This is a genomic window from Pantoea sp. YU22 (assembly GCF_003970755.1).
In the GTDB taxonomy this organism is placed as follows: Bacteria; Pseudomonadota; Gammaproteobacteria; order Enterobacterales; family Enterobacteriaceae; genus Pantoea; species Pantoea piersonii.
Genome location: NZ_RYDU01000006.1, coordinates 37,985 through 60,803, shown reverse-complemented (window position 1 = coordinate 60,803; position 22,819 = coordinate 37,985). Strand labels below are relative to the sequence as shown.

General features: G+C 56.5%; 16 protein-coding genes. 5 read left to right on the top strand and 11 right to left on the bottom strand.

The window, feature by feature from the left end; genetic code table 11:
• Positions 1 to 391: 391 nt before the first annotated feature.
• From EKL29_RS10905 to EKL29_RS10895, 3 genes are all read right to left on the bottom strand, one after another.
• Positions 392 to 4,147: an FAD-dependent oxidoreductase gene (locus EKL29_RS10905; protein ID WP_126689669.1), complete on the bottom strand. Its 3,756-nt coding sequence runs from the start codon at positions 4,145 to 4,147 to the stop codon at positions 392 to 394.
• Between the two features lie 440 nt (positions 4,148 to 4,587).
• Positions 4,588 to 5,355: an amino acid ABC transporter ATP-binding protein gene (locus EKL29_RS10900; RefSeq protein WP_126689668.1), complete on the bottom strand. Its 768-nt coding sequence runs from the start codon at positions 5,353 to 5,355 to the stop codon at positions 4,588 to 4,590.
• Position 5,356: 1 nt separating this feature from the next.
• Positions 5,357 to 6,007: an amino acid ABC transporter permease gene (locus EKL29_RS10895; protein ID WP_120456306.1), complete on the bottom strand. Its 651-nt coding sequence runs from the start codon at positions 6,005 to 6,007 to the stop codon at positions 5,357 to 5,359.
• Positions 6,008 to 6,298: 291 nt separating this feature from the next.
• On the opposite strand from EKL29_RS10895, the gene EKL29_RS10890 reads away from it, so the two are divergent.
• Genes EKL29_RS10890 through EKL29_RS10880 form a run of 3 tightly spaced genes read left to right on the top strand, consistent with a single transcriptional unit; the run spans position 6,299 to position 9,071 of the window.
• The gene (locus tag EKL29_RS10890; RefSeq protein ID WP_271153186.1) at positions 6,299 to 7,063 is read left to right on the top strand and encodes an ABC transporter substrate-binding protein; all 765 of its coding nucleotides are present in this window, start codon (positions 6,299 to 6,301) and stop codon (positions 7,061 to 7,063) included.
• 48 nt (positions 7,064 to 7,111) lie between these two features.
• The gene (locus tag EKL29_RS10885) at positions 7,112 to 7,717 is read left to right on the top strand and encodes a helix-turn-helix domain-containing protein (RefSeq protein ID WP_120456304.1); all 606 of its coding nucleotides are present in this window, start codon (positions 7,112 to 7,114) and stop codon (positions 7,715 to 7,717) included.
• Positions 7,718 to 7,742: 25 nt separating this feature from the next.
• Complete coding sequence (locus EKL29_RS10880; protein WP_126689667.1) at positions 7,743 to 9,071, top strand: FAD-binding oxidoreductase; 1,329 nt, start codon at positions 7,743 to 7,745, stop codon at positions 9,069 to 9,071.
• A 33-nt stretch (positions 9,072 to 9,104) separates the two neighbouring features.
• Here the strand turns inward: EKL29_RS10880 and betA are convergent, their stop codons facing one another.
• From betA to betI, 3 genes are read right to left on the bottom strand one after another with little or no spacing between them, the layout of a single operon-like run.
• Positions 9,105 to 10,784, bottom strand: coding sequence for a choline dehydrogenase (gene betA, locus EKL29_RS10875; protein ID WP_126689666.1), 1,680 nt, complete (start codon positions 10,782 to 10,784; stop codon positions 9,105 to 9,107).
• A 27-nt stretch (positions 10,785 to 10,811) separates the two neighbouring features.
• Positions 10,812 to 12,284 (bottom strand): betaine-aldehyde dehydrogenase, encoded by a 1,473-nt coding sequence (gene betB / locus EKL29_RS10870; protein WP_126689665.1) that lies wholly within the window; start codon positions 12,282 to 12,284, stop codon positions 10,812 to 10,814.
• Positions 12,285 to 12,296: 12 nt separating this feature from the next.
• Positions 12,297 to 12,893, bottom strand: coding sequence for a transcriptional regulator BetI (gene betI, locus EKL29_RS10865; protein WP_120456295.1), 597 nt, complete (start codon positions 12,891 to 12,893; stop codon positions 12,297 to 12,299).
• Between the two features lie 231 nt (positions 12,894 to 13,124).
• Here betI and EKL29_RS10860 point away from each other — a divergent pair, with 231 nt between their 5' ends.
• Positions 13,125 to 15,152 carry a choline transporter gene (locus EKL29_RS10860; RefSeq protein WP_126689664.1) on the top strand — a complete coding sequence of 676 codons (2,028 nt, stop codon included), beginning with the start codon at positions 13,125 to 13,127 and terminating at the stop codon, positions 15,150 to 15,152.
• Between the two features lie 78 nt (positions 15,153 to 15,230).
• Here the strand turns inward: EKL29_RS10860 and EKL29_RS10855 are convergent, their stop codons facing one another.
• From EKL29_RS10855 to EKL29_RS10840, 4 genes are all read right to left on the bottom strand, one after another.
• A complete protein-coding gene (locus EKL29_RS10855) occupies positions 15,231 to 15,818 on the bottom strand; it encodes a DJ-1/PfpI family protein (RefSeq protein WP_126689663.1) in 588 nt (195 codons plus the stop codon).
• A 142-nt stretch (positions 15,819 to 15,960) separates the two neighbouring features.
• Positions 15,961 to 16,875, bottom strand: coding sequence for a LysR family transcriptional regulator (locus EKL29_RS10850; protein ID WP_126689662.1), 915 nt, complete (start codon positions 16,873 to 16,875; stop codon positions 15,961 to 15,963).
• A gap of 123 nt (positions 16,876 to 16,998) precedes the next feature.
• Entirely contained in the window at positions 16,999 to 18,183 is a 1,185-nt protein-coding gene (locus EKL29_RS10845; protein ID WP_120456288.1) for a PLP-dependent aminotransferase family protein, read from the bottom strand.
• A gap of 420 nt (positions 18,184 to 18,603) precedes the next feature.
• Positions 18,604 to 19,203, bottom strand: a complete 600-nt coding sequence (locus EKL29_RS10840) for a DsrE family protein (RefSeq protein WP_120456286.1) — start codon at positions 19,201 to 19,203, stop codon at positions 18,604 to 18,606.
• Positions 19,204 to 19,420: 217 nt separating this feature from the next.
• Here EKL29_RS10840 and EKL29_RS10835 point away from each other — a divergent pair, with 217 nt between their 5' ends.
• Entirely contained in the window at positions 19,421 to 20,479 is a 1,059-nt protein-coding gene (locus EKL29_RS10835; protein ID WP_126689661.1) for a YeiH family protein, read from the top strand.
• Positions 20,480 to 20,543: 64 nt separating this feature from the next.
• On the opposite strand, the gene EKL29_RS10830 is transcribed toward EKL29_RS10835, so the two are convergent.
• Positions 20,544 to 22,745 carry a TonB-dependent siderophore receptor gene (locus EKL29_RS10830; RefSeq protein ID WP_269950385.1) on the bottom strand — a complete coding sequence of 734 codons (2,202 nt, stop codon included), beginning with the start codon at positions 22,743 to 22,745 and terminating at the stop codon, positions 20,544 to 20,546.
• Positions 22,746 to 22,819 lie beyond the last annotated feature (74 nt).

Genomic DNA, 22,819 nt, shown 5'->3' with positions numbered 1-22,819 from the left:
ACTGCCCCGAATCACAAAGTGTAATCGACTACTGGCAGATCATTGGCTTAATGCAAAAAAATAGCATAAAGGCGGAGCGCGAAAGTTTACATTTGTGGCGGAGCACAGGATGCGACAGCAAGAAAAGAGCGTCATGGTGACTAATTAACCCATCCAGGCACAATAATTAATCAAAATATAAATCGATCGCGCTACGTGAATTCTGTAGGAAAAGCAGGGGAAGAGTACTGCAGAATTAGCGTAGCGTTGCCATTTTGCCGTACATAAAATAACCGCAAGCCGCTATATAACTTTATATAATGTCTATTATATAAAGCCAGGAAGTTAAAACAGGTAGGGTGTTGCGGAGACAACCGGGCGCCCGACAATTATGTCCGGCGCCCGGCTGTTATTACGCCGTAGTTTTACGGTTCGTCAGTAATGATTTCACCGTTTCGGCCGCACGTTTGCCCGCGAGGAAAGCGTGGTCAGAGTTGTAATATTCCCATTCGCTGTAGCGACCGGAAAGGTGGATGCCCTGCGCCGCCAGCCAGTTACGGATCAGCGCCACGTTCGCTTTACGCTGATGATCGTACACCACATAAGCGTAAGGCATATCGACTTCATTGGCCGTGACAATCACATCATCTTCGCGAATGATGCCGACGCGTATGCAGTCGTCAATGCAGCGCTGAATCAGCGCGTCGCCCTCATAAGGCAGAGGCTGATCGGCGCGATAGGTGATTTCGCACGTCAGGCCGAAACCGCCTGGCGGATTACACTCTGGACTGGCATTGCCCTGCAGGAAAATCCGGTGGAACAGGGTATCGCCAGGGTAGTAGATCCAGTGCTTATCGCTCAGATCGGCGCGGCCAATTCCCAGATTGACGCAGCGTACTGAAACGTGGCGCAGCAGCGAGGCGGCTTTCTGCACCGCTTCCGGCGCGCGATTGCCCATCAGGCGCACCAGCTCAGGGAGCGGCAGGGTGCTGATCATCTGATCGTAATGGTAATGGCGGCCATCTTTCAGGGTCACGCTGCGGGTTTGCGGCTGGATTTCAGCAATCTCTGAATGTGTCTCAAGCGCACAGGAGAGATGCGGCAGGAAACCATTCATCAGCGCCTGAAAACCGCCGCGTTTAGGATAGCCAAAACGGGCATTGGGGCCGACCGGCTTATCCAGCGGCGCCAGTGCGCCGGAGATGATCTGTTGAAGATCGGGTAACGGAACGCGGCCGCCAAGCCAGGAGGTCTCCATATCGGCGAGCGGCGTTTTCCACAGTTTGCGGTTGTAAGGAACGGCAAAATGGTGAGCGATGCCTCTTCCCCAGGTACGGAAGATAAAGTTTTCAAAATCCTCTCCCGTTTCATCAGCACCCGCAGGTTCTGTCGCTTCAGCGCCGAGCACGCCGTCGGCGCAGCAGTCGCGACATTCTGTATTCGCCGCCTGGCGTACCGCGCTCAGCGGTGCCGCCTCCTGCGTTCCCGTGACACCGTAACGGGCTTCAATCGCGCCCAGCACGCACTCGCCGATCACCTCTGCCGGCAGGCCATGCAGCGCTGACTGGAAGGGATAGCGCGTAAACACATCGTGGCTGTAGACCCAGGCTTCGCGCGTCTGCCAGTGCAGGTTATCGCCAAGCAGTTTGTCATAGAGCTGAAGCACATAAGGATCGTTAGAGAACATAATGTGGCCAGCGTAATCGAAGGTAAAACCTTTATCTTCAATTGAGCGGCACCAGCCGCCAGGCTTTTCATTTTTCTCCAGCACGACCGCGCCTTCGCCATAGTGATAGCCGGCGCTCAGGCCGGTCGGCCCCGCGCCAAGAATTAAACACTCCATCGGACGCAACGTTACCGCGCGTACGCCTTCAGCCGTCTCCGGCACTTTAGCGGCGGCAGCGGGCTGGACGAACCTGTCGCGCAATGCCGCGATATGCGTCTGCATCTGCTCAGCCGTATGGTCCCAGGACGTATCGGCGATAATCGCCGCCATCTGCGCCGCCTGTTCGCGACGCTGTTGCTCGCTCAGCTGTAAGGCTTTTTCGCACGCCTGAATAAAGCCCTGCGTGGTATCAGCAATGCTGACCACGTCGCTAAAATGGCGCACTACATCCGGCACCGCCGTACTCACAATCGGCAACTGCGCCGCCATATACTCCAGCACTTTGGTCGGGCTGATAAAGCGGGTAGAGGCGTTCAGCGCAAAAGGCATCAGGCAGACGTCCCATCCGGCCAGGAAATGGGGCAGCGCTTCATAAGGCTGCTGACCGAACCAGTGCAGATTGGGACGCTGCGGCAGGCTGGCGGGATCGATCTTCACTACCGGGCCGACCATTGCGATTTGCCATTCGGGATGGGCATCGGCCAGCGCGCCAATCAGCGTGACATCCATACGCTCATCAATCACGCCGTAATAGCCCAGTCGCGGTCCGGGCAGATTTTCCTGCAGCGGATGACCGTTGCTGCGATCGAGCGCCTGCTCGAAATGGGCAGCATCAACGCTGCTGGGGAAACAGTAAACGTTTTGGTGGCGGTGCTTTTTCGCTTCATACAGGCTGGTGCCGCCGGTAAAGACCACATCGGCGCGGCTCAGCAGCGCGGACTCGCGCTGTTGTAGCTGGCGCGGCGCCATCTGAAAGGCGGAAAGTTCATCCATGCAGTCATAAATAATGGCGCTGGGATTGAAGCAAGCCAGCAGCGGCAGCGCCATCGGCGTATTGAACCACACCAGCGGCTGTTCATCTTTATCCAGCAACGTGGCGAGCAGAGGCTGCAATACGGCGATTTGGCTGTCGTGAAAGCCCGGCGCGTCAACGTCGGTATGCGGTTCAATTACGGTGACGTTGGGCGCAGGAGAGCTGAGCTGCAAACCTGCCTCGCCAGGCCGATAAACCGGCTCTTCAATAAACAGCACGCGATGATGCTGTGCAAGACGCGACAGTAAATGCTGTGGACGTTGAAAGACAAAACCCCAGCGAAGATGACTAAATACCACCAAAACGGACTGTTTCATATGGAACTCCTGTGGCGCGCTGACCGGTGACAAAAGGGCATGAAACCGGTGTAGCGAACGTTGTGATTGCCGCAACGCTGCGGCGGTAGGCTGGTGTAACAGACGCGTAAAATCAGGGGCGATGTCCCAGAGTCCGCTGCGCGGCCAGTGATGGGGATCTTCCCAGAGAGGACTTTCAATAATGGGGTAGATACAGACGCCGAGGATGTCGCAGCCAGCAAGCTGCGCCTGAGCGATCTGCGCGGCGATATGCGTCATCCAGGCGGGACGTCCGCTGCCGACATGGCTGGTCTCCGCCAGCAATACCGGTCGCTGATAGCGCTGCGCTAAAGTTGTCAGCATCTTATGCAGCGGCATTCTTCGTCCATCACCCAGATGCCACGCCAGCCGCTGATTAGAGTTCGTTTCCCACTGGTTAGCGTGATAGTAGTTAGCGCCAACGATATCGAGATAGCGAGGCGCGCCGCCCAGTTCAGGCTCGCGCTTGCCGACCAACATATCCCAGGCCTGAAACTGTGAGGCGTTAAGATCGGCGGTGCGCTGGTAACAGGCTTCGCTCTCTTCATCGGGAACCAGATAGATAATGGGATCGCAATGAAGAAAGCGCGCCCGCGGATCGGCCAGCCAGATCGCATCGCAGCCCGCTATCGTCGCGCGCACCAGCTGGCGTTTAATGGCATCCGGCTCCGCATCGCGATGGTTGCCGAACAGCCCGACCGAGAGTCCCCAACTGAGAAAAGAGATCTCATTCATCGGCGAATAGACCGGCGGAGAGCTATACCACGGCGCCAGGAAGGCGGCGAAGCGCTGGCAAAAATCTGCAAAGCGCGGGATAAAATCGTCGGCAAAGAGATCAAGATCGTCCGGCCAGCCGTAGTGACAAAACGTCCAGTTGATCTGTATGCCCAACTCTTGCGCCGCCTGCATTTTGGCCCGCACGATGGCGTAAGTCTGTTCAGGATCCTCTTCCGCCTGACGCCAGCCGATGCTCTCGCGTACGGTGCGAATGCCAAACTGCTGTAAAGCGGCGTAGTCGCTGCGGAACTGCGTTTGATGGTCGGTCAGAGCATCCATGACCAGTCGCTGGCCTGCCGTATTAATATGGTCGGCGCCTTCGTACCCGGCCTGCCAGAAGCTAGAAAAAGGCAACATCGTATCCTCCTGTTTAAAATTCAGGATAAAAAGAGTCCATGCTGTCGCGCAGGCAGGGGACTCCCCGGCATAGCAATCAGGATGGAACAGCTAATGAGGTCAACGTTGCTGTTGTGAATTCCGTGTCTGGAAATAAAGCTGATCGCGACTGGCCAGGCCTGGCCGCAGTAAAAGCGTTATCCCGCACGCAGAGAAAAGGAAATAGAAGGTTGTTATTTTCAGTGAGCAATCACTGCTGATCGAAGTATAACCCCGCGCTGTCTTCTCACAAGTAATTGAAGAAAAAGAAAAAAGCAAAGCGGCAACCTGAAGAGTAAATAAAGTGAGAAAACCCGTATAACTTTCTGAGATTAAAGGCCCTGCGTTTACGCGCCGCCGCCGCGCTGGCTCTGCGTCAGCGTATGCCGTTTAGCACCACAGAATCGCAGAGTCCGGCGGCGCTAAACCGCCTCGCGACAGTGGCGACAAAAGTGGCTCTCGCTGTCGCCCAGCACGCGACGTAAGAACTCCTGTGTGCGCGCTTCCTGAGGCTGCAGCAAAATGTGCTGCGCGGGTCCTTGTTCGACAATCTGCCCGCTATGCAGAAAACAGACGCGATCGGCAACCTCACGCGCGAACTGCATTTCGTGCGTGACGACAATCATTGTCATACCTTCCTGCGCCAGGGTGCGCATGACCTGCAGCACCTCGCCGACCAGTTCGGGATCGAGCGCTGAAGTAGGCTCATCAAAAAGAATCGCTTTTGGCTGCAGCGCCAGCGTGCGCGCAATCGCCACACGCTGCTGCTGCCCACCAGAGAGTTGAGCAGGCCAGGCATTGATTTTGTCCGCCAGCCCCACCAGCGCCAGCAGGGATTTGGCGCGCTTTTCCGCTTCCGAGCGCGACTCGCCGTTTACATGAATCGGGCCTTCCATCACGTTCTCCAGCACGCTGCGGTGCGGGAAAAGGTTAAAGCGCTGAAATACCATACCGATCTGGCGTCGCAGATCGTTAATGCTTTTATGGCGACTATCGACGCGCTGTCCCAGCACGCGGATCTCGCCGCCTTCATAGCTTTCCAGCCCGTTGATGCAGCGCAGAATGGTCGACTTGCCGGAGCCGGAGGGGCCTATCAGGCAAACCACCTCGCCAGCGTTAACGGTAAAACTCACGCCTTTCAGCACTTCAACGCGGCCGAATTTTTTATGCACCTCGTCGATTTCAATCATCTCAGGCTCCTTTCATTTGACGTTTTTCCAGCCGTTTGGTCAGGGCCATCAGCGGCATACATAGCAGCAGATAGAGCACCGCCACCAGCGTATAAACGGTAGTGTTGTCAAAGGTTGAGGCGGCGATCAGCTGTCCCTGGCGGGTCATTTCCGTGACGGCGATAGTGGAAGCGAGCGCGGAGTCTTTCAGCATCATTACCAGCGTGTTGCTGTAGGGTGGCAGCGCAACGTGAAACGCCTGCGGTAAAATCACGCGACGCATTGCTTTAGTAAAACTCATGCCCATTGAGCGCGCGGCTTCAAACTGGCCGCGATCGACAGACGCAATGCCGGCGCGAAATATCTCAGCGATATAGGTCGAAAAACAAAAGGCGATGCCAGTGACGCTGGCCTGAAACGAGGTCAGGGTTATTCCAATGTCAGGAAAGACAAAGTAGATATAAAACAGCACCACAATCATCGGCAGGCCGCGCGTAATATTAATTATCGTCGCAACCGGCCAGGAAATAATTTTCCATGGGCACATCTTTGCCGCCGCAAATATCAGCCCCAGCGGCGTACTGATCACCAGCGACAATATTGTGATGGCGATCGTCATTTCGGCCCCTTTCAACAAAAAGGGCAGGTAGGTGTGGAGGCTGCTCCAGTCCATCTTAAGCTCCTGATCGTTCCGCACAATGCGTGTCGGGGCAACGCTATTTCATTATAATGAATATCGCTGTTGGCAAAGCGCTGTCAATAAATACTCAGGCAAAGGAGATAGCTATTACTTATTACCCCTATAAGAAACAGCTATAGATGGGCGAAAGGGGGAAAGCAACGGCTTTATCCGCAATATGTGAGATATGGCGTTTTCACAAAATAAAACGTTGACAGCGGCAACATTAATTTCATTATAGTGAAAAAGACGTTCGCCCTTTTCATATCGATACAGGAGTGAGTTATGTCTGTTGCCCCTAAAAAGCGCCTGCTAAATCTCTTTATGGCGATGAGTATGGCTGCCGCCGTCAGCGTGAGCGCTCAGGCGGCCACGCTGACGGCGGGTTCGCCTCCCTCCAGCGCGCCGACCACTTTCCTGAATACGCAGAACGGCAAAATTGAAGGTTTTATGCCTGACGTTGCGGCGGAAGTGGCCAGGCGCCAGCATCTGGAGATGAACTTTACCGCCGTGCCGTTCCCCACGCTGATTCAGTCAGTCATCGCGGGAAAGATCGATATGATCGTAGCCGGTATGACGCCGACGCCTGAGCGGGCGAAACGCATCGGCTTTTCGCAGCCGGTTACCGCCTTCGGCGCAGGGCTAGTGGTGCGTGACGACAACACCAAAAAATATGCGTCGGTGCAGGATCTGAAAGGCGAAATCGTAGGCAGCATGGCGGGCACGGACTATACGCAAAGCCTGATGCAGAGCGGTATCGCCAAAGAGGTGAAGGTCTATGATAGTCCCGCGGATATGACGCGCGATCTCTCGCTGGGCCGCATTGCGGCGGGCATGAACGACTATCCCATTCTGAAAGCACAGGTGAAAGCGGGCGGACTAAAAGGGATGCATGTTGTGGAGGGTTATAAGCCTGAGCATGTCTCTCCCATGGCGTTCGGTGTGAAAAAAGGAAACGATAAGCTGCTGGCGGAAATTGACAGCGCCTTAACCGCGATGAAGCAGGACGGCTCGCTTCAGGCCATCAAAGAGAAGTGGGGCATGCCTTAATTAAGCGCAGGGCGACCGCCAGGCGTGACGGCAACGGAAGATCATCAGATGAAGAATGCAACGCAACATCAGGCGGAACCTGGCGCCGCCGAAACGGATATCGGGTCGCGGCTGAAAACCCTGCGCAAGGCGCGCAATCTGACCATTACCGAACTGGCATTGCTGGCGAACGTTTCCGCTGGGGCGATCAGCCAGATTGAACGCAACCTGACCAATCCCACCGTTCGGGTGCTGGAACAGCTTCGACAGGTGCTGAAAGTGCCGCTGACGGCCTTTCTGGAAGAGAGCGACGTATCACTGCGCGGCGCGGAGCATTACGTCCGCCGCCGCGCGGAACGGCCGCACTTTAACGTCGGCAAACGCGGCATCGCCAAAGAGATGCTGTCGCCGTCGGGCGATCACGATATGCAGTTTATGGTGATTCATCTCCCTGCGGGCGTTCGCTCCGACGAGATACTGATTGGGCAAGGCGAGAAGGCGGGCATCGTACTGGAAGGGGAACTGACGCTGGAAATCAGTGGCGACACTGCGCGCCTGATGACCGGCGACAGCTTTCAGTTCAAAAGCCACCTGCCGCATAACATTTTCAACCATACGGACAGCGACGCCAGAGTGTTGTGGATTATGCATATCCCGCCTGAGCAGCATCTCTGAACGCCCTGAATATAAAGGTTCTTCTATGCGCATAAAAATCAATGCCGTTACGGACAGCCCGACCTTTCCTGAGCAGGTTGACGTTATCGTTATCGGCGGCGGCATTATCGGCACCTCCGTCGCTTACGAACTGGCGAAGCAGGGCGTTTCCGTGGCGCTGTTTGAAAAGGGCGCGATCGGCGGTGAGCAGTCCGGACGCAACTGGGGCTGGGTAAGGCAGCAGAACCGCGATCTTTACGAACTGCCGCTGGCGATGCGCAGTCTGCAACGCTGGGAGGAGCTGGGCGGCGAAATCGGGCTGGATCTCGGCTTTCGCCGCAGCGGCATTCTTTACGGCACGCAGAACGAAGCGGACGTCGCGCGCTGGGAAAAGTGGGGCAAGCAGGCAAAGCAGATCGGTTTCGTCAGCCAGCTGCTTTCGCCTGAAGAGGTGCGTGAACGGCTGGGCGATCAGGCGCGCTGGGCAGGCGGCATCTGGTCGCCGACCGACGGGCGCGCCGAGCCTTCGCTGGCCGCGCCCGCTATCGCCGTCGGCGCGCAAAAGCTAGGCGCCTCTGTTCATCAGCGCTGCGCAGTGCGCGGGCTGGATATCAGCGCCGGACGTGTTTCCGGGGTCTGGACCGAGCGCGGCCGCGTGCGCGCCAGCCAGGTGATCTGCTGCGGCGGCGCGTGGAGCTCTCGCTTCTGCAAGCAGTACGGCATAGAACTGCCCAGCGCCAATATCCTCGGCACCGCGTTTAAAACCACGGCGGCGCCGGAGGTGATTCAGGGCTGTCTGAGCATGCCGGAGCTCTGTATCCGTCGTTGGCTGGACGGCAGCTATACCGTGGCCATTCCCGGTCGCGGCCAGCTCGATCTCGCACCGCAAAATATCCGCTACGCGACAAAGTTCTATCCCATGTACCGCAGCAAGATCGCCAAAAAGCTCAAACTTCGCCTGAACGGCTCCTTTTTTAACGGGCCGGAGGCAGCAGGCTCCTGGTCGAACAACGCGGTTTCGCCGTTCGAGAAAATTCGCGTACTCGATCCCAAACCCGATCGGCACATTCTGGACGAAGCGCTGCGCACGCTGGTTAAGGCTTTTCCTGCGCTGGAAGGTATAAAAATCGATCACGCCTGGGGCGGCTGGATAGATACCACGCCGGATCTGGTGCCGGTTATCGACGAAATGCAGCGCGTGCCCGGCCTGTTTATCGCGTCAGGCTTTAGCGGACACGGTTTTGGCATCGGCCCTGGCGCGGGCCTGCTGTGCGCGCAGCTAATGACTAACCATCAGCTCTTTACGGATATTACGCCCTATCGGCTGGCGCGCTTCGCCAGAGGTAATGCGATCCGCGAGCCGCAGATGATGTAAATGCAAAAGCCCGCCGTAGCGGGCTAACACGGACTACTGACGCAGCGGTTTCCCGCGCACCGGCATCTCGCCAGCGACAAAGTAACTAGCCGTCGAGGCGGGAAGCGGCTGGCGACCGCGAATATTATCCGCGATTTTCTCGCCGATCATAATGGTCGTCGCATTCAGGTTGCCGGTAATGATCAGCGGCATAATCGACGCATCGACAACGCGCAGTCCTTCCATACCATGCACGCGTCCTTCCGCATCCACTACCGCCATTTCGTCGCTGCCCATTTTGCAGGTGCCGCACGGATGGTAGGCGGTTTCCGCATGGTTACGCACAAACTCATCCAGCTGCTCGTCGGTTTCGCACGCCACGCCGGGGCTGATCTCGCGGCCGCGGAATTTATCCAGCGCAGGCTGATTGATAATCTCGCGCGTAATACGGATCGCATCGCGGAATTCGTGCCAGTCCTGCTCGCTGGACATGTAGTTGAACAGAATGGCCGGATGACGACGCGGATCGCGCGATTTGATACGCACATGGCCGCGGCTCGGCGAGCGCATTGAGCCGACGTGACACTGGAAACCGTGGGCGTTGACCGCGTTCGAACCGTTGTAGTTAATGGCGACCGGCAGGAAGTGATACTGAATATTCGGCCAGGCGAACTCTTCGCGGCTGCGGATAAAGCCGCCCGCCTCAAAGTGGTTGCTGGCGCCGATGCCGGTGCCGTTAAACATCCACTCTGCGCCGATCTTCGGCTGGTTCCACCACTTCAGCGCGGGGTAGAGCGAAACCGGCTCTTTACACTCGTACTGCAGATACATCTCCAGATGATCCTGAAGATTTTCGCCCACGCCGGGCAGGTCGTGTACCACGGGAATGTCAAAGGATGCCAGCAGGTCGGCGGCGCCAACGCCGGAGCGCTGCAGGATTTGCGGGGATGCGATGGCGCCAGCGCAGAGCAGCACCTCACGCCGCGCATGCGCCTGATGCGACGTGTTGCTCGCGCCCAGCAGATACTGCACGCCGACGGCGCGCTTGCCGTCGAACAGAATGCGATCGGTGATGGCATGGGTAACGATTTTCAGGTTCGGCCGGTTTTTCGCCTGGTCGAGATAGCCGCGCGCGGTGCTGGAGCGGCGTCCCTGCGGCGTAACGGTGCGATCCATCGGGCCGAAGCCCTCTTGCTGGTAACCGTTAAGATCTTCGGTGCGCGGATAGCCCGCCTGGACGCCCGCTTCAACCATAGCGGCGAACAGCGGATTGTTGCCAGCCTTCGGCGTCGCCACGCAGACGGGTCCATCGCCGCCATGGTAGTCATTCGGCCCGATATCGCGCGTTTCCGCTTTGCGGTAGTAGGGCAGGCAGTTGAGATAACGCCAGGACTCCAGGCCCGGCGCCTCCGCCCAGCCGTCGAGATCCATCGCATTGGCGCGGATATAGCACATGCCGTTGATCAGCGATGAGCCGCCCAGCCCTTTGCCGCGGCCGCACTCCATGCGGCGGTTGTTCATATAGGGTTCCGGCTCGGTCTCGTAAGCCCAGTTGTAACGTTTTCCCTGTAAGGGGTAAGCGAGCGCCGCAGGCATCTGCGTGCGAAAATCCATACGGTAATCAGGGCCGCCCGCTTCCAGCAGCAGAACCGTGACGTCGCTCTCCTCGGTCAGTCGGGTAGCCAAAACGTTTCCTGCGGATCCGGCTCCGATAATGATGTAATCAAATTCCATTCGTCGCTCCTCAGGTTTAATCATTAATCAAAATACAGACTGAAAACGGCTCAGCTCGACCTGCACAGACTTCACCTGGGTGTAGTTCTGCAGGGTCATCAGCCCGTTTTCCCGGCCGACGCCGGAGTGCTTATAGCCGCCAACCGGCATCTCTGCGGCTGATTCGCCCCAGGTATTGATCCAGCAGATACCCGCTTCAATCTGGTGAATAACGCGGTGCGCGCGGTTGAGATCCTGAGTGACCAGACCGGCCGCCAGGCCATACTCCGTCGCGTTGGCGCGGCGCACCACTTCCTCTTCGTTCTGGTAAGTCAGAATCGACATCACCGGCCCGAAGATCTCTTCGCGCACGATGGTCATCTCATCGCGACAGTCGGTAAAGACGGTGGGTTCGACCCAGGCGCCGTTGTCGAAGTCCGCGCCCTGCATGCGCTTGCCGCCGCACAGCAGGCGCGCGCCTTCCGCAACGCCGCTCTCGATGTAGCGCATAACGTTATCGCGATGGCTGAAGCTCACCAGCGGACCAAAATTTGTCTCTGGATCGTTCAGGTCGCCAGCGCGGATGCGCACGACGCGCGCCAGGATTTTCTCTTCAAACGCCGCCTGAAGGCTGGTCGGTACAAAGACGCGCGTGCCGTTGGTGCAGACCTGGCCGGAGCTGTAAAAATTGGCCATCATGGCGATATCGGCGGCCAGATCGAGATCGGCATCGTCGAAAATAATCAGCGGCGACTTCCCGCCCAGCTCCATGGTGACCTCTTTCAGGGTCGATCCTGCTGCGTTGGCCATCACTTTTTTACCGCTGGCGACGCCGCCGGTAAAAGAGACTTTATCGATGCCGGGGTGCCCGGTCAGCAGCTGGCCGGTGACCGCGCCGCTGCCCGGCAGTACGTTGAAAACGCCGTCCGGCACGCCAGCTTCGCTGTAGATCTCCGCCAGTTTCAGAGCGGTAAGCGGCGTCACTTCGCTCGGCTTAAAGATCATCGCGTTGCCCGCTGCCAGCGCCGGCGCGGATTTCCACAGCGCAATCTGAATCGGGTAGTTCCACGCGCCGATGCCCGCGACCACACCGAGCGGCTCGCGGCGCGTATAAACGAAAGAGGTGTCGCGCAGCGGGATCTGCTGCCCCTCCAGCGACGGGATCAGACCCGCGTAATACTCCAGCACGTCTGCGCCGGTGACGATATCCACGCTGGCGGTTTCGCTCAGCGGCTTGCCGGTATCCAGGGTTTCCAGCGCAGCCAGCTCGTCGTTGCGCGCGCGCAGAATATCCACCGCGCGGCGAAGGATGCGCGAGCGCTGCATGGCGGTCATCGCCGCCCAGACTTTCTGGCCTTTACGCGCCGCTGCGACGGCGCGGTCGACGTCAGCGCGGCCCGCTTCATGAACCTTCGCCAGCACTTCGCCATTAGCGGGGTTGATCGTGTCAAAGGTGTCGCCAGCCGCTGCGGGGACATAAGCGCCATCAATATAGAGGTGCTGCTCTGCGAATCGGGACATGGTTTCTCCTTATCAGGAATGAGTGTTGCCAGCTAACTGCTGGCGAATGAACTGAGTAGTGAGCGAACGCGCAAGCTGTAAATCGAACGGCTTGCCGCCCAGCGCCGCGCGCAACCAGAGGCCGTCGATCAGGGCCGCCAGCCCGTAAGCGGCGGTCCGCGCCGCCTCGCGCGGCAGCTCGCGACGAAACTCCGCAGCCAGCGATGAGAAGAGACGGCTGCTGCTGACGCGCTCCAGCCGGTTAAGCTGGGGTTGATGCATGCTGCTCGACCAGAAATCGAGCCAGGCCTTCATTGCCGCCTTATGCAGCTGGCTTTCGTCAAAGTTGCCCTCAACGATGGCGCAGAGACGGGCTTCGGTGCTGGCACCTGCCAGCGGCTTCAGCCTGCTCGCTACCGCGTCACGCAGCTGGCGCGTCACATCGCGCATAGCGGCTTCCAGCAGGCCGTTTTTGTCTTTGAAGTAGTGACTGATGATGCCGGTCGATACGCCTGCGCGCCGCGCAATCTGCGCGATAGTGGCGTCGTTGATCCCGACTTCATTAATCGTCTCCAGGGTTGCATCAATCAGCTGCCGACGTCGTATCGGCTGCATTCCCACCTTTGGCATGACAAGCGCTCCGCCCTAACACAAGTGCACTATTAGAACTTTTATTGATTGAACGTTCAATATAAAAAAGAATGTTGTTAGGATACTGTTCCTTGATTGTTGCAAAGCGCAACGTATCGCTTCACGCTTTACCGCTACGCTTAACTGTCAGGAGGAGAAAAATAAAGGAGACGCGTTAACACGCGGAGGACAATATAACCTGTTGAATTTATTATAAACCAGAGGTAACTGATGATTAATCCACCTGCAAGTGAAAAGGACAGAATCAATCCCGTAGTGTTCTATATTTCGGCCGGGCTGATTCTGACATTTTCACTGGTGACGATTCTCTACAGCGAACAGGCCGGCGCATGGATCCAGACGGCAGTGAACTGGGTATCGTCTACGTTCGGCTGGTATTACATGCTGGCCGCTACGCTTTACATCGTATTCGTGTTGTTTATGGCCTGTTCGCGTTTTGGCGCGATTAAGCTCGGCCCGGAGCAGTCAAAGCCGGAGTTCAGCCTGCTGAGCTGGTCCGCCATGCTGTTTGCCGCGGGCATCGGTATCGACCTGATGTTTTTCTCGGTGGCGGAACCGGTAACGCAGTATATGCAGCCCCCGGAAGGGGCAGGCCAGACTTTTGAAGCCGCGCGTCAGGCGATGGTCTGGACGCTTTTCCACTACGGGCTGACCGGCTGGTCGATGTATGCGCTAATGGGCATCGCGCTGGGCTACTTCAGCTATCGCTACAACCTGCCGCTTACCATCCGCTCGGCGCTCTATCCTATCTTCGGCAAACGTATTAACGGCCCCATCGGACATACCGTCGATATCGCCGCGGTGGTCGGTACGATATTCGGCATCGCCACCACGCTCGGCATCGGCGTCGTACAGCTCAATTACGGCCTGAACGTGTTGTTCAATATTCCAGAGGGGCTGGGCGCGCAGACCGCGCTGATCGTGCTGTCGGTCGTTATCGCTACTATTTCGGTCACGTCCGGCGTCGACAAGGGCATTCGCATTCTCTCCGAACTGAACGTGGCGCTGGCGCTCGGCCTGATCCTGTTCGTGCTCTTTTTCGGCAAAACCGATTTTCTGCTTAACGCGCTGGTGCTCAACGTCGGCGACTATATCAATCGCTTTATGGGCATGACGCTCAATACGTTCGCTTTCGATCGCCCCACGCAGTGGATGAACAGCTGGACGCTCTTCTTCTGGGCATGGTGGGTCGCCTGGTCGCCGTTCGTCGGCCTGTTTCTGGCGCGCATTTCACGCGGGCGCACCATTCGCGAGTTCGTGCTGGGCACGCTGATTATTCCCTTTACCTTCACGCTGCTGTGGCTGTCGGTATTCGGCAATGCCGCGCTCTATGAGATCATTCACGGCAACGCCGGATTTGCGCAGGAAGTGATGGCGCATGCGGAGCGCGGCTTCTATCTGCTGCTGGAGCAGTATCCCGCCTTTAAGCTGAGCGCTTCGGTGGCGACCATCACCGGGATGCTGTTTTACGTCACGTCGGCGGATTCCGGCTCGCTGGTGCTCGGCAACTTCACCTCTAAGCTGAAAGATATCAACAGCGATGCGCCGAACTGGCTGCGTATCTTCTGGTCTGTCGCCATCGGCGTGCTGACGCTGAGCATGCTGATGACCAACGGCATCTCCGCGTTGCAAAACACCACGGTGATTATGGGTCTGCCGTTCAGCTTCGTGATCTTCTTTGTTATGGCCGGTCTTTATAAATCGCTGAAGGTGGAAGATTATCGCCGCGCCAGCGCCAGCCGCGATACGGCGCCCTATCTGGCGGCCAGCAGCGATCGCCTGAGCTGGAAAAAGCGCCTGTCGCGTCTGATGAACTACCCTGGCTCGCGCTATACCCAGCAGATGATGGACAGCGTGATCTTCCCTGCGATGCAGGAGGTCGCGAAAGAGCTGGAACTGCGCGGCGGCCGCGTCACGCTCAATCGCATGGAGACAGAAGATAACGCGCTGGGCTATATCGATTTGCGCGTAAACCTGGGCGAAGAGCAGGATTTTGTTTATCAGGTGTGGCCGCAGCAGTATTCGGTACCGGGCTTTACCTATCGCGCGCGCAGCGGTAAATCGACCTATTACCGGCTGGAAACCTTCCTGCTGGAAGGGAGCCAGGGCAACGACCTGATGGACTACAGCAAAGAGCAGGTGATTATCAATATTCTCGATCAGTACGAGCGTCACCTGAACTTTATCCATCTGCATCGTGAAGCGCCGGGCAACAGTGTAACCTTCCCCAGCCTGTAACGCCCTGGCTGGCGCTACAGGCCACAGGGTAAACTGTCGCGCAAAGGCGCGCAGGAGAAGCGAGCAGGGATGCCGCTTTTACCCGCAAATCATTCGCGCGCTGCGCCAGCGGTCATAGTAGATATGCTCCGCCTGGAAATCCGCAGCGCCCGCTTTGCCGGTCAGGCGAACGGCCAGGGTAAAAGCAAAATCGAAGGCGACGCCCAGCCCTCTGCCGCTGAGCAGGTTGCCATCCTCAACCACGTCCGCCATCACATACTCGCCATCCTCGTAGTGCATCCAGAGCTCGCCGGAGCAGGTATAACGACGTCCCTTCAACAGCCCATTACCCGCCAGCACGCGCGCTGCTGCAGAACAGATGGGCGCAATGAGCTTGCCCGCCTCGTCGTGGCGCTGGATAAACGCGCTGACTGCCGGATTCGCGGCAAGGCTGGTGGTACCTTCCGGGCCGCCGGGAATAATCACCGCATCGAACAGCGGGTGCTGCTTTTCTTCAAGCAGCAGATCGGCAAGCGTGACCACGCCGTGATAGCTGACCACCTGACGATCGGGATGGCAGGCAATGGTCTTCACCTCAATCCCCAGGCGGCTAAGTATATCGAGGGTAATAAAGGCCTCGGCTTCTTCAAAGCCAGGCGCCAGTAAGAGTGCAGCTTTCTTTGACATCCTCTCTCCTTGCAACTGTCATCTGGAACGGATCAAATAAAAGTAAAACAGCGTTTCATTTATATCCTGGTTATCCCGTAATTGACAGTATCCCTGGCCTGAGGAAAGGGCTTTCCTGAAACCGAGCCAGAGGCGAAGCGGATTAATGCGAACGCATTCCAGCGTGATGCTCTCTTACTATGGCAACAAAATCATTCACATAGTCGATACCGGACTTTTCAGGCAGCGCCGCCAGCCATATGTCGGAAAAGAGCCCGCGCTCGGTGATAGGTAAGATCGTCACATAGCCTTTTTGTGCATAGTTCGCCACGGCCCAGACGGGCAGGGTTGCGATCCCGCGCTCGCTGGCAACCTGCTGAACGATGGCCATTGTCAGCTCCGTTGTTTTACGGCGAACAGCCATGCCGGCTGGCTTAAGCAGCTTTCTGATGACATCAATACGCTCCTCCGGCACCGCATAGGTAATCAAGGTTTTATCAGCAAAGTCTTCCGCTTCCAGCCAGGGCCGGGCGGCCAGAGGGTGGTTTACCGGCAGAACGCCCAGCATCTCGTATTCAAACAGATGGTGGTGAACCAGATTTTCAGTCTCTTCAACCTCGTCCACGATGGCGACATCGGCCCGATCTTGCAGCAGTAGCCCCACAGGATCGGACTGAAACCCTGAGACTATTTCTACTTCAACGTCATGCCATTTTTTTCGAAACGCATCCATCACCGGCATTAGCCATTCGTAGCAGGTGTGGCACTCTAGCGTAACGCGCAGCACACCGCGCTGGCCGTCTGCAAACTGATAAAGATCGCGATCGGCCGCCTGCAAGGCAGGGACGACATGTTCCGCCAGCTGCAACAGGCGTTTACCGGCAGGCGTGAAGATAACCGGCGATGTTTTTCTTAAAAACAGCGTAATGCCGTAGTGATCTTCCAGAAATTTTATCTGCTGTGACAGTGCAGACTGCGTAACGTGCAACGCCATCGCGGCACGCGTCAGACTGCCGGTACGCTTAAGGGCCAGCAACGTGTGCAGATGCTTTAATTCAATCGGGGTATCAGATGCCATGGTTAACCGAAGCAAGGTGCCTGTGCGCCCAGTGTATCTAACAGAGCTGTGCGGATACAGAAAAGCGCGGGCGAGGAGGGTGAAACCCTTATTAAAAAATAAGGGTTTCCGCTAGCGATTAGATTACGGCAGCGAAGCGTTAAGTCGCTGGGCTGCTTTTAGCAGGTTATCTTCAGAAACGGTGACATAAGATAACCGTAACGTTGATTTGTCAGGATTATCACAGTAGAAGAATTCCCCAGGCACATATACCACACCGTTTTGCAGGGTCGATTTTAACCATTCAGTGGTATTAAATTCATAATTAAACGTGGCCCACAAAAACATTCCGCCAAGCGGACGATGGAAGCGAATACGCTCGCCCATCTCAGACTGAAGCGCCGCGCAAAGCGCATCGCATTTCTTTTTATATTCCGTACGGATTAAATCTATCTGCGACGTTAATCTGCCGGTTTCTAAATAGTGACGCGTAAGAGACTGTGACAGGGAACTGGTATGTAAGTCTGTCGCCTGTTTAAGGATGACCACCTGCTGTTTCAGCCAGTCGGGCAATGAAATCCAGCCAACGCGTGCGCCTGGCGCCAGGATTTTTGAGAAGGTCGAGGTATATATGACGCGATCGCTTGCCTTCATCTCTTGCGCAAAAGATTTGAGTGGCCTGAACGTTTCGTTGGTGAAGTTAATTTCGCTGTAGGGATCGTCTTCGAAGATAATAAAATCGTGCTCTTGCGCTAACGCAACCAGCTTCTGACGGCGGGAGGCGGAGAGGGTCACCCCGCTCGGATTGCCAAAAGTCGGCACAATATAGACGGCTTTAATCTTTTGCCGTTTCACCAGCTCTTCGAGTTCGTCAACGATCATCCCTTCGCCATCGGTGCCGACAGAGGCCAGACGGGCTTCGGCCAGCTGGAAGACCTGGAGCGCGGCCAGATAGGTTGGGCGCTCAACAACGATTGTATCGCCTGGGTTGATTAACGCTCTCGCCAGTAAATCCAGCGACTGCTGAGAGCCAGACGTCACAACGATATCATCGGGCGTCGAGTCGATGCCGCGTTCAGACATAATCTGAGCGATCGCCTCTCTTAATTTCGGATCGCCTTCACTGAGTCCATACTGAAACGCGTCGCGCCGCTCTGTTGTCATCAGGCGGTCCATCGCTATCTGTAGCCCCTCGGTATCGAACAGATCCGGATTGGGGATACCGCCGCCAAGGGATATAACGCCTTCCATTTTGCTGTGCTTCAGCAGCTCGCGTATTGCAGATGATTGCAGGTGTTTAACTCTGTGGGCCAGGTTGTGCGACAACATAGATGTTACCTTTTTCTAAATTTAACCCTGTTTAGATAACACAGTTCATTGATTCTGATAATGGCTTTCTGCTCTCTATCCGCGTAACCCGGCATTAAATTTTCCACTATTACTGCGGTTAATGATGACCCGCGGTTTTACTTACGTTATTCGATTAATTCATCGTCAACAGGGGGGTACATTTATTTCGGAGTGGGATAATTGCTTATAGAAAACATAACCACATAAGCCGCACGTTATTTCACCTGCTATTAGGTAGCGGGAATAAGGTCACTTAACGAAAAGAGTGTAATAAGGCGTTTTACAGGCGTTATTAGCCAGGGAGGTGCATTTGACTGCAGAGGCTAAAGCGCCTCCACGCGTGCCAGCCAGCCGAATGCGCAGGCGATCCGTTTGTAGCGCGTGATCGCCTGGAAGTCATTACATGCTCAGCAGTGCGTAGCCCTGGTTTTGCAGCGTGGTCACCGTTGTGAGCGCCGAAAGAGTGTGGATCACAGGCTCGGCAATCCAGTGCGGGTCATAGCGGTGCCAGGCCAGCGCCTGGTCGCATACGGTGACCTGAACGCCCTGTTTTTTCAGTTCAGAGATAAGCGGGAGGTTGGGGTTATCCATACCAAAACGCGCCTTAAAGTGAGCGTTATCCAGCATCGCCGGGGTTGCCTCGCCGTTTACCGCCACCACAAATTTCAACTGCTGCACCGGTACGCCCGCCGCTACGTAGGTATTCACCACTTGCGCAACCTGCTCCAGCGCCGGGTTAACCTGGTCTCGCTTTTCCGCACCGCGGCTTACCTTGAAAACCACCTTGTTGCTGAGCGCGGCGTTCGGTTGAAACGCGGCGTTCGCTTCGTAGTGGATTTTGCCATAGCCGCTCACCGCGGGCGCCGTCCAGCCCAGATCCGGATCAACTGACCTCGACAGCGTCGGCTTTGCAGGCCGCAGCATATCGCTTTGGGTCAGAGCTGCCCCAGCAATGCCGCCTGCAACGGCAACGATCGCGCTAATGACAACGGAACGCATTCTGTTCTCCCTGGATTTTGTGAAAGCGCTTTGCGGCACTGCGTGGCCGGAGACGCGCGTTTCAGAATAGTGGTCGTTCAGATAATTTTTAACCTGGTCTGAAGTCCATATCACCCTTTTTGACGCGCTTTACCACTTATTCAGATTTGTTCTAACAATATAATGAATTTTTCTTAGTAGCCGTTTTTCTCCATGATCAGTGGACAGAGGAGAAGATATGACTACTTTAACGCTACATAAATGCCAAAACGGGTTAAGGCATGTTGCCCCCGGTCTGCTGCTTACCGCGGCTATCGCCCTGATTACGGCCTGGCTTGGCAACCTGCCGTCTGTGGCTCAGCTGGGGCTGGGTGCGCTGACGCTGGCGATCATCGGCGGGATTATCCTCGGTAATACGCTTTATCCCGCTCTGCATTCGCACTGCGATGAAGGCGTGCAGTTTGCCAAACAGAAGCTGTTGCGCCTTGGGATCATTCTGTACGGTTTTCGCCTCACCTTTCAGCAGGTGCTTGATGTGGGTATCAGCGGCGTCATCATTGACCTGCTGACCCTGACAAGCACCTTTATGCTCGCCTGCTGCCTGGGCCGCCGGATCTTAAAGCTGGATCGCGAAACCGCATGGCTTATCGGCGCCGGAAGCAGCATCTGTGGCGCGGCTGCCGTACTGGCTACTGAGCCGGTCATTAAAGCCGCCGCCTCAAAAGTTGCCGTCGCCGTTGCGACGGTGGTTATTTTTGGTACCGCCGCCATTTTTTTGTATCCGTTTATCTGGCATCAGGTTGCGCCGCTTCTGCCGGGCGTCAGCCTGACGGAATTTGGTATTTACACCGGTTCAACTATGCATGAGGTCGCGCAGGTAGTGGCGGCAGGCCATGCCATTAGCGGTGAAACCGAAAATGCAGCGGTGATTACCAAGATGCTGCGCGTATTAATGCTGGCGCCGTTCCTGGTGATTATCGGTCTGATGGTGCGTCGCGGTTCGTCTGCGCAAAACGGCGCAAAACAGCCGCTTATTTTCCCGTGGTTCGCGCTCGGATTTATTCTGGTCGCGCTGTTTAACTCTGCTCATCTGATTTCAGCCCCGACAATTGCCGTCATTAATCAAGCCGACAATGTGCTGCTGGCGATGGCGATGGCGGCGCTGGGTTTGACGACCCACATCAGTCAGCTGAAAAAAGCAGGGCTGCGCCCGCTGCTTTTGGGCCTGATGCTGTTTATCTGGTTAATCCTGGGCGGGGGGCTGATTAACTTTGCGGTTCACCACTTTTTTAGCTGAGCACAAATGAATAGAGGCCAGGCGGAGTAGGTGCGCCCGGGCTGAGAAGTCCGGGCGCAAAGCATTACCAGCTGTAGCTGAGCGTCGCGAACAGCGTCCGGCCGGAGCCGTAGAAGCACGCTGTCGTGCCGCTGCAGGAAGAGACGTAGTGCTTGTTGGTCAGGTTGTTGACGTTGAACTGAACGGTAGTGCCTTTCAGAGCGGAGCTGGCTTCGCCCAGATCGTAGCGGGCCATCACGTCATACAGGGTATAGGCAGGCACCTTGAACGCTTCGGTATTGTCGCCGTAGCTGGTGCCGGTGTAGCGCACGCCGCTGCCCAGGGTGAAACTTTTCAGAGGCCCTTGCTGGAAGGTGTAGCTGCCCCAGAGCGAGGCCATATGGCGCGGGATCGCGGCGGGCGCTTTACCGATCTGAGCGGTGGTATTGCTCTCTTTGATTACCGCGTCGGTAAAGGTGTAGCTGGCTATGACGGCGATTTCTGGCGTCAGCTGCGAGTGCAGTTCCGTTTCCACACCCTTTGAGCGCGTCTTCCCAATCTGCTCGTTATAGCCGGTCACGCTGTTGTACGAAGTAATGTTCTTCTGATCGATGTCGAACAGCGCCAGGCTCAACACCGTGTCGCTGCCTCTCGGCTGGAACTTCAGGCCCACTTCCTTTTGTTCGCCGGTTGTCGGCTTAAACGCCGCGGAACCCGGCGCGCCTGAATCGAGGTTAGGCTCAAACGAGGTGCTGTAGCTGACGTAAGGCGACAGGCCAAAGTCAAAGGCATAGAGCAACGCCGCGCGGCCGGTGAATTTATTGTCGTTTTGTTGAGACAGGCTACTGTCGGTGCGATCCAGGGTGCGGACTTCGCTCCAGTCGTGACGTCCGGACAACAGCAGATTCCAGTTTTTCCACTCCAGCTGGTCTTGCAGGTAGAGACCTATCTGGTCGAGCTTTTTCACGCTGTCGGTGGTTTTGGAAAGCTCGCTTTCATCGACAGAGATACCATAAACCGGGTTAGCCCAGTCGAAGTTATATTTATCTCCCCCTGCGCGCCACAGTTCACTGGTGCTTTTATTCCACTTGTAATCGAGCCCGGCGACAAGGTTATGGGAGAGGGCGCCGGTATCAAATCTGGCGTTCAGGTGATTGTCGAAGGCGAGCTCATCGGTACTGGTTTTTTCACGCTGGGCGCGGCGGCCGATATTGGTGTCGGAGATTTCCGGGTTGTTCCAGGTGTAGACCAGATATTTGTATTTACTGTTTATATTCGAATAGCGCAGGTTCTGCACCAGCGTAACGTTTTCATTGAAGCTGTGCTCAAACAGATAACCCACCGACGTTTGTTCGCGCTTCGACTGATTCCATGAGGGATCGCTAACGTTCATATCATAGGGAATATACTGACCGTTAGCGGACGCGGTGACGGTGCCGAGGGAAGGCAGGAAGTTACGGTAGCCCGCTTTAGGATCGTTCTGGTAGCTGGCCAGCAGGGTAAAACTGGTATCGCTGTTTGGCAGCCAGGTCAGGGCGGGAGCAATCGCCAGCCGCTGTTGTTTATAGTCCTTAACGAACTGGTGCTGGGTGCTGGCGATCCCGTTCAGGCGGTAGAGCAGGGTGCGTTCATCGTTCAGCGCGCCGCCGAAATCAAACGCCGCTTCGCCGAGATGCTTATTACCGCCGCGCACCTGAATTTTGTGAATTGGCTCAGCGGTTGGGCGTTTGCTGGTCATATTGATGATCCCGCCCGGATTAACCTGGCCGTAGAGCACAGAGGCTGGGCCGTGCACCAGCTCCACGCGCTCAAGCAGCCACGGGTCGATGTTCCCGGTTGTGCTGCCCTGACCAGCCAGCCCGTAGCTTAATCCATCAAGAAATTTTGGGGCGTAGCGAAAGCCTCGCACTATCACCTCATCGTTGCGGTTGGAGGAGCCACGGTAATTGGTGAACACGCCGCTGGAATAGTTCAGCGCATCGGCAACCGTTTTGGCGCCCTGCGCATCCATCTGGTCACGCGTCACAACCGAAATGTTCTGCGGCGTTTTGACCAGCGGGGCCGCCATTTTGGTGCCAGCGTCGCTGCTTTTGGCGACGATGCCCTTAAGCGGCGCGGAGGGAACCTCAGACGAAGTCGCCGTCACTACCAGCGTTTCATCCTGCTTATCGGCTGCGTACAGAGGGAAAGAGGAAGCCAGCAGCGTGGCCAGCAGGGTAAAACCACGCTTACTGGTGTAGGGCGAGGCGCTTGCCGCCGCCAGCTGTTTGTTTTTTATCATCATCATTGTCTCTTGAAGTATCCGTTTCTGAAGAAGCTCTAAAACTCAGTGCGTAATGATGAGTCGGCGGGGCTTTTTTG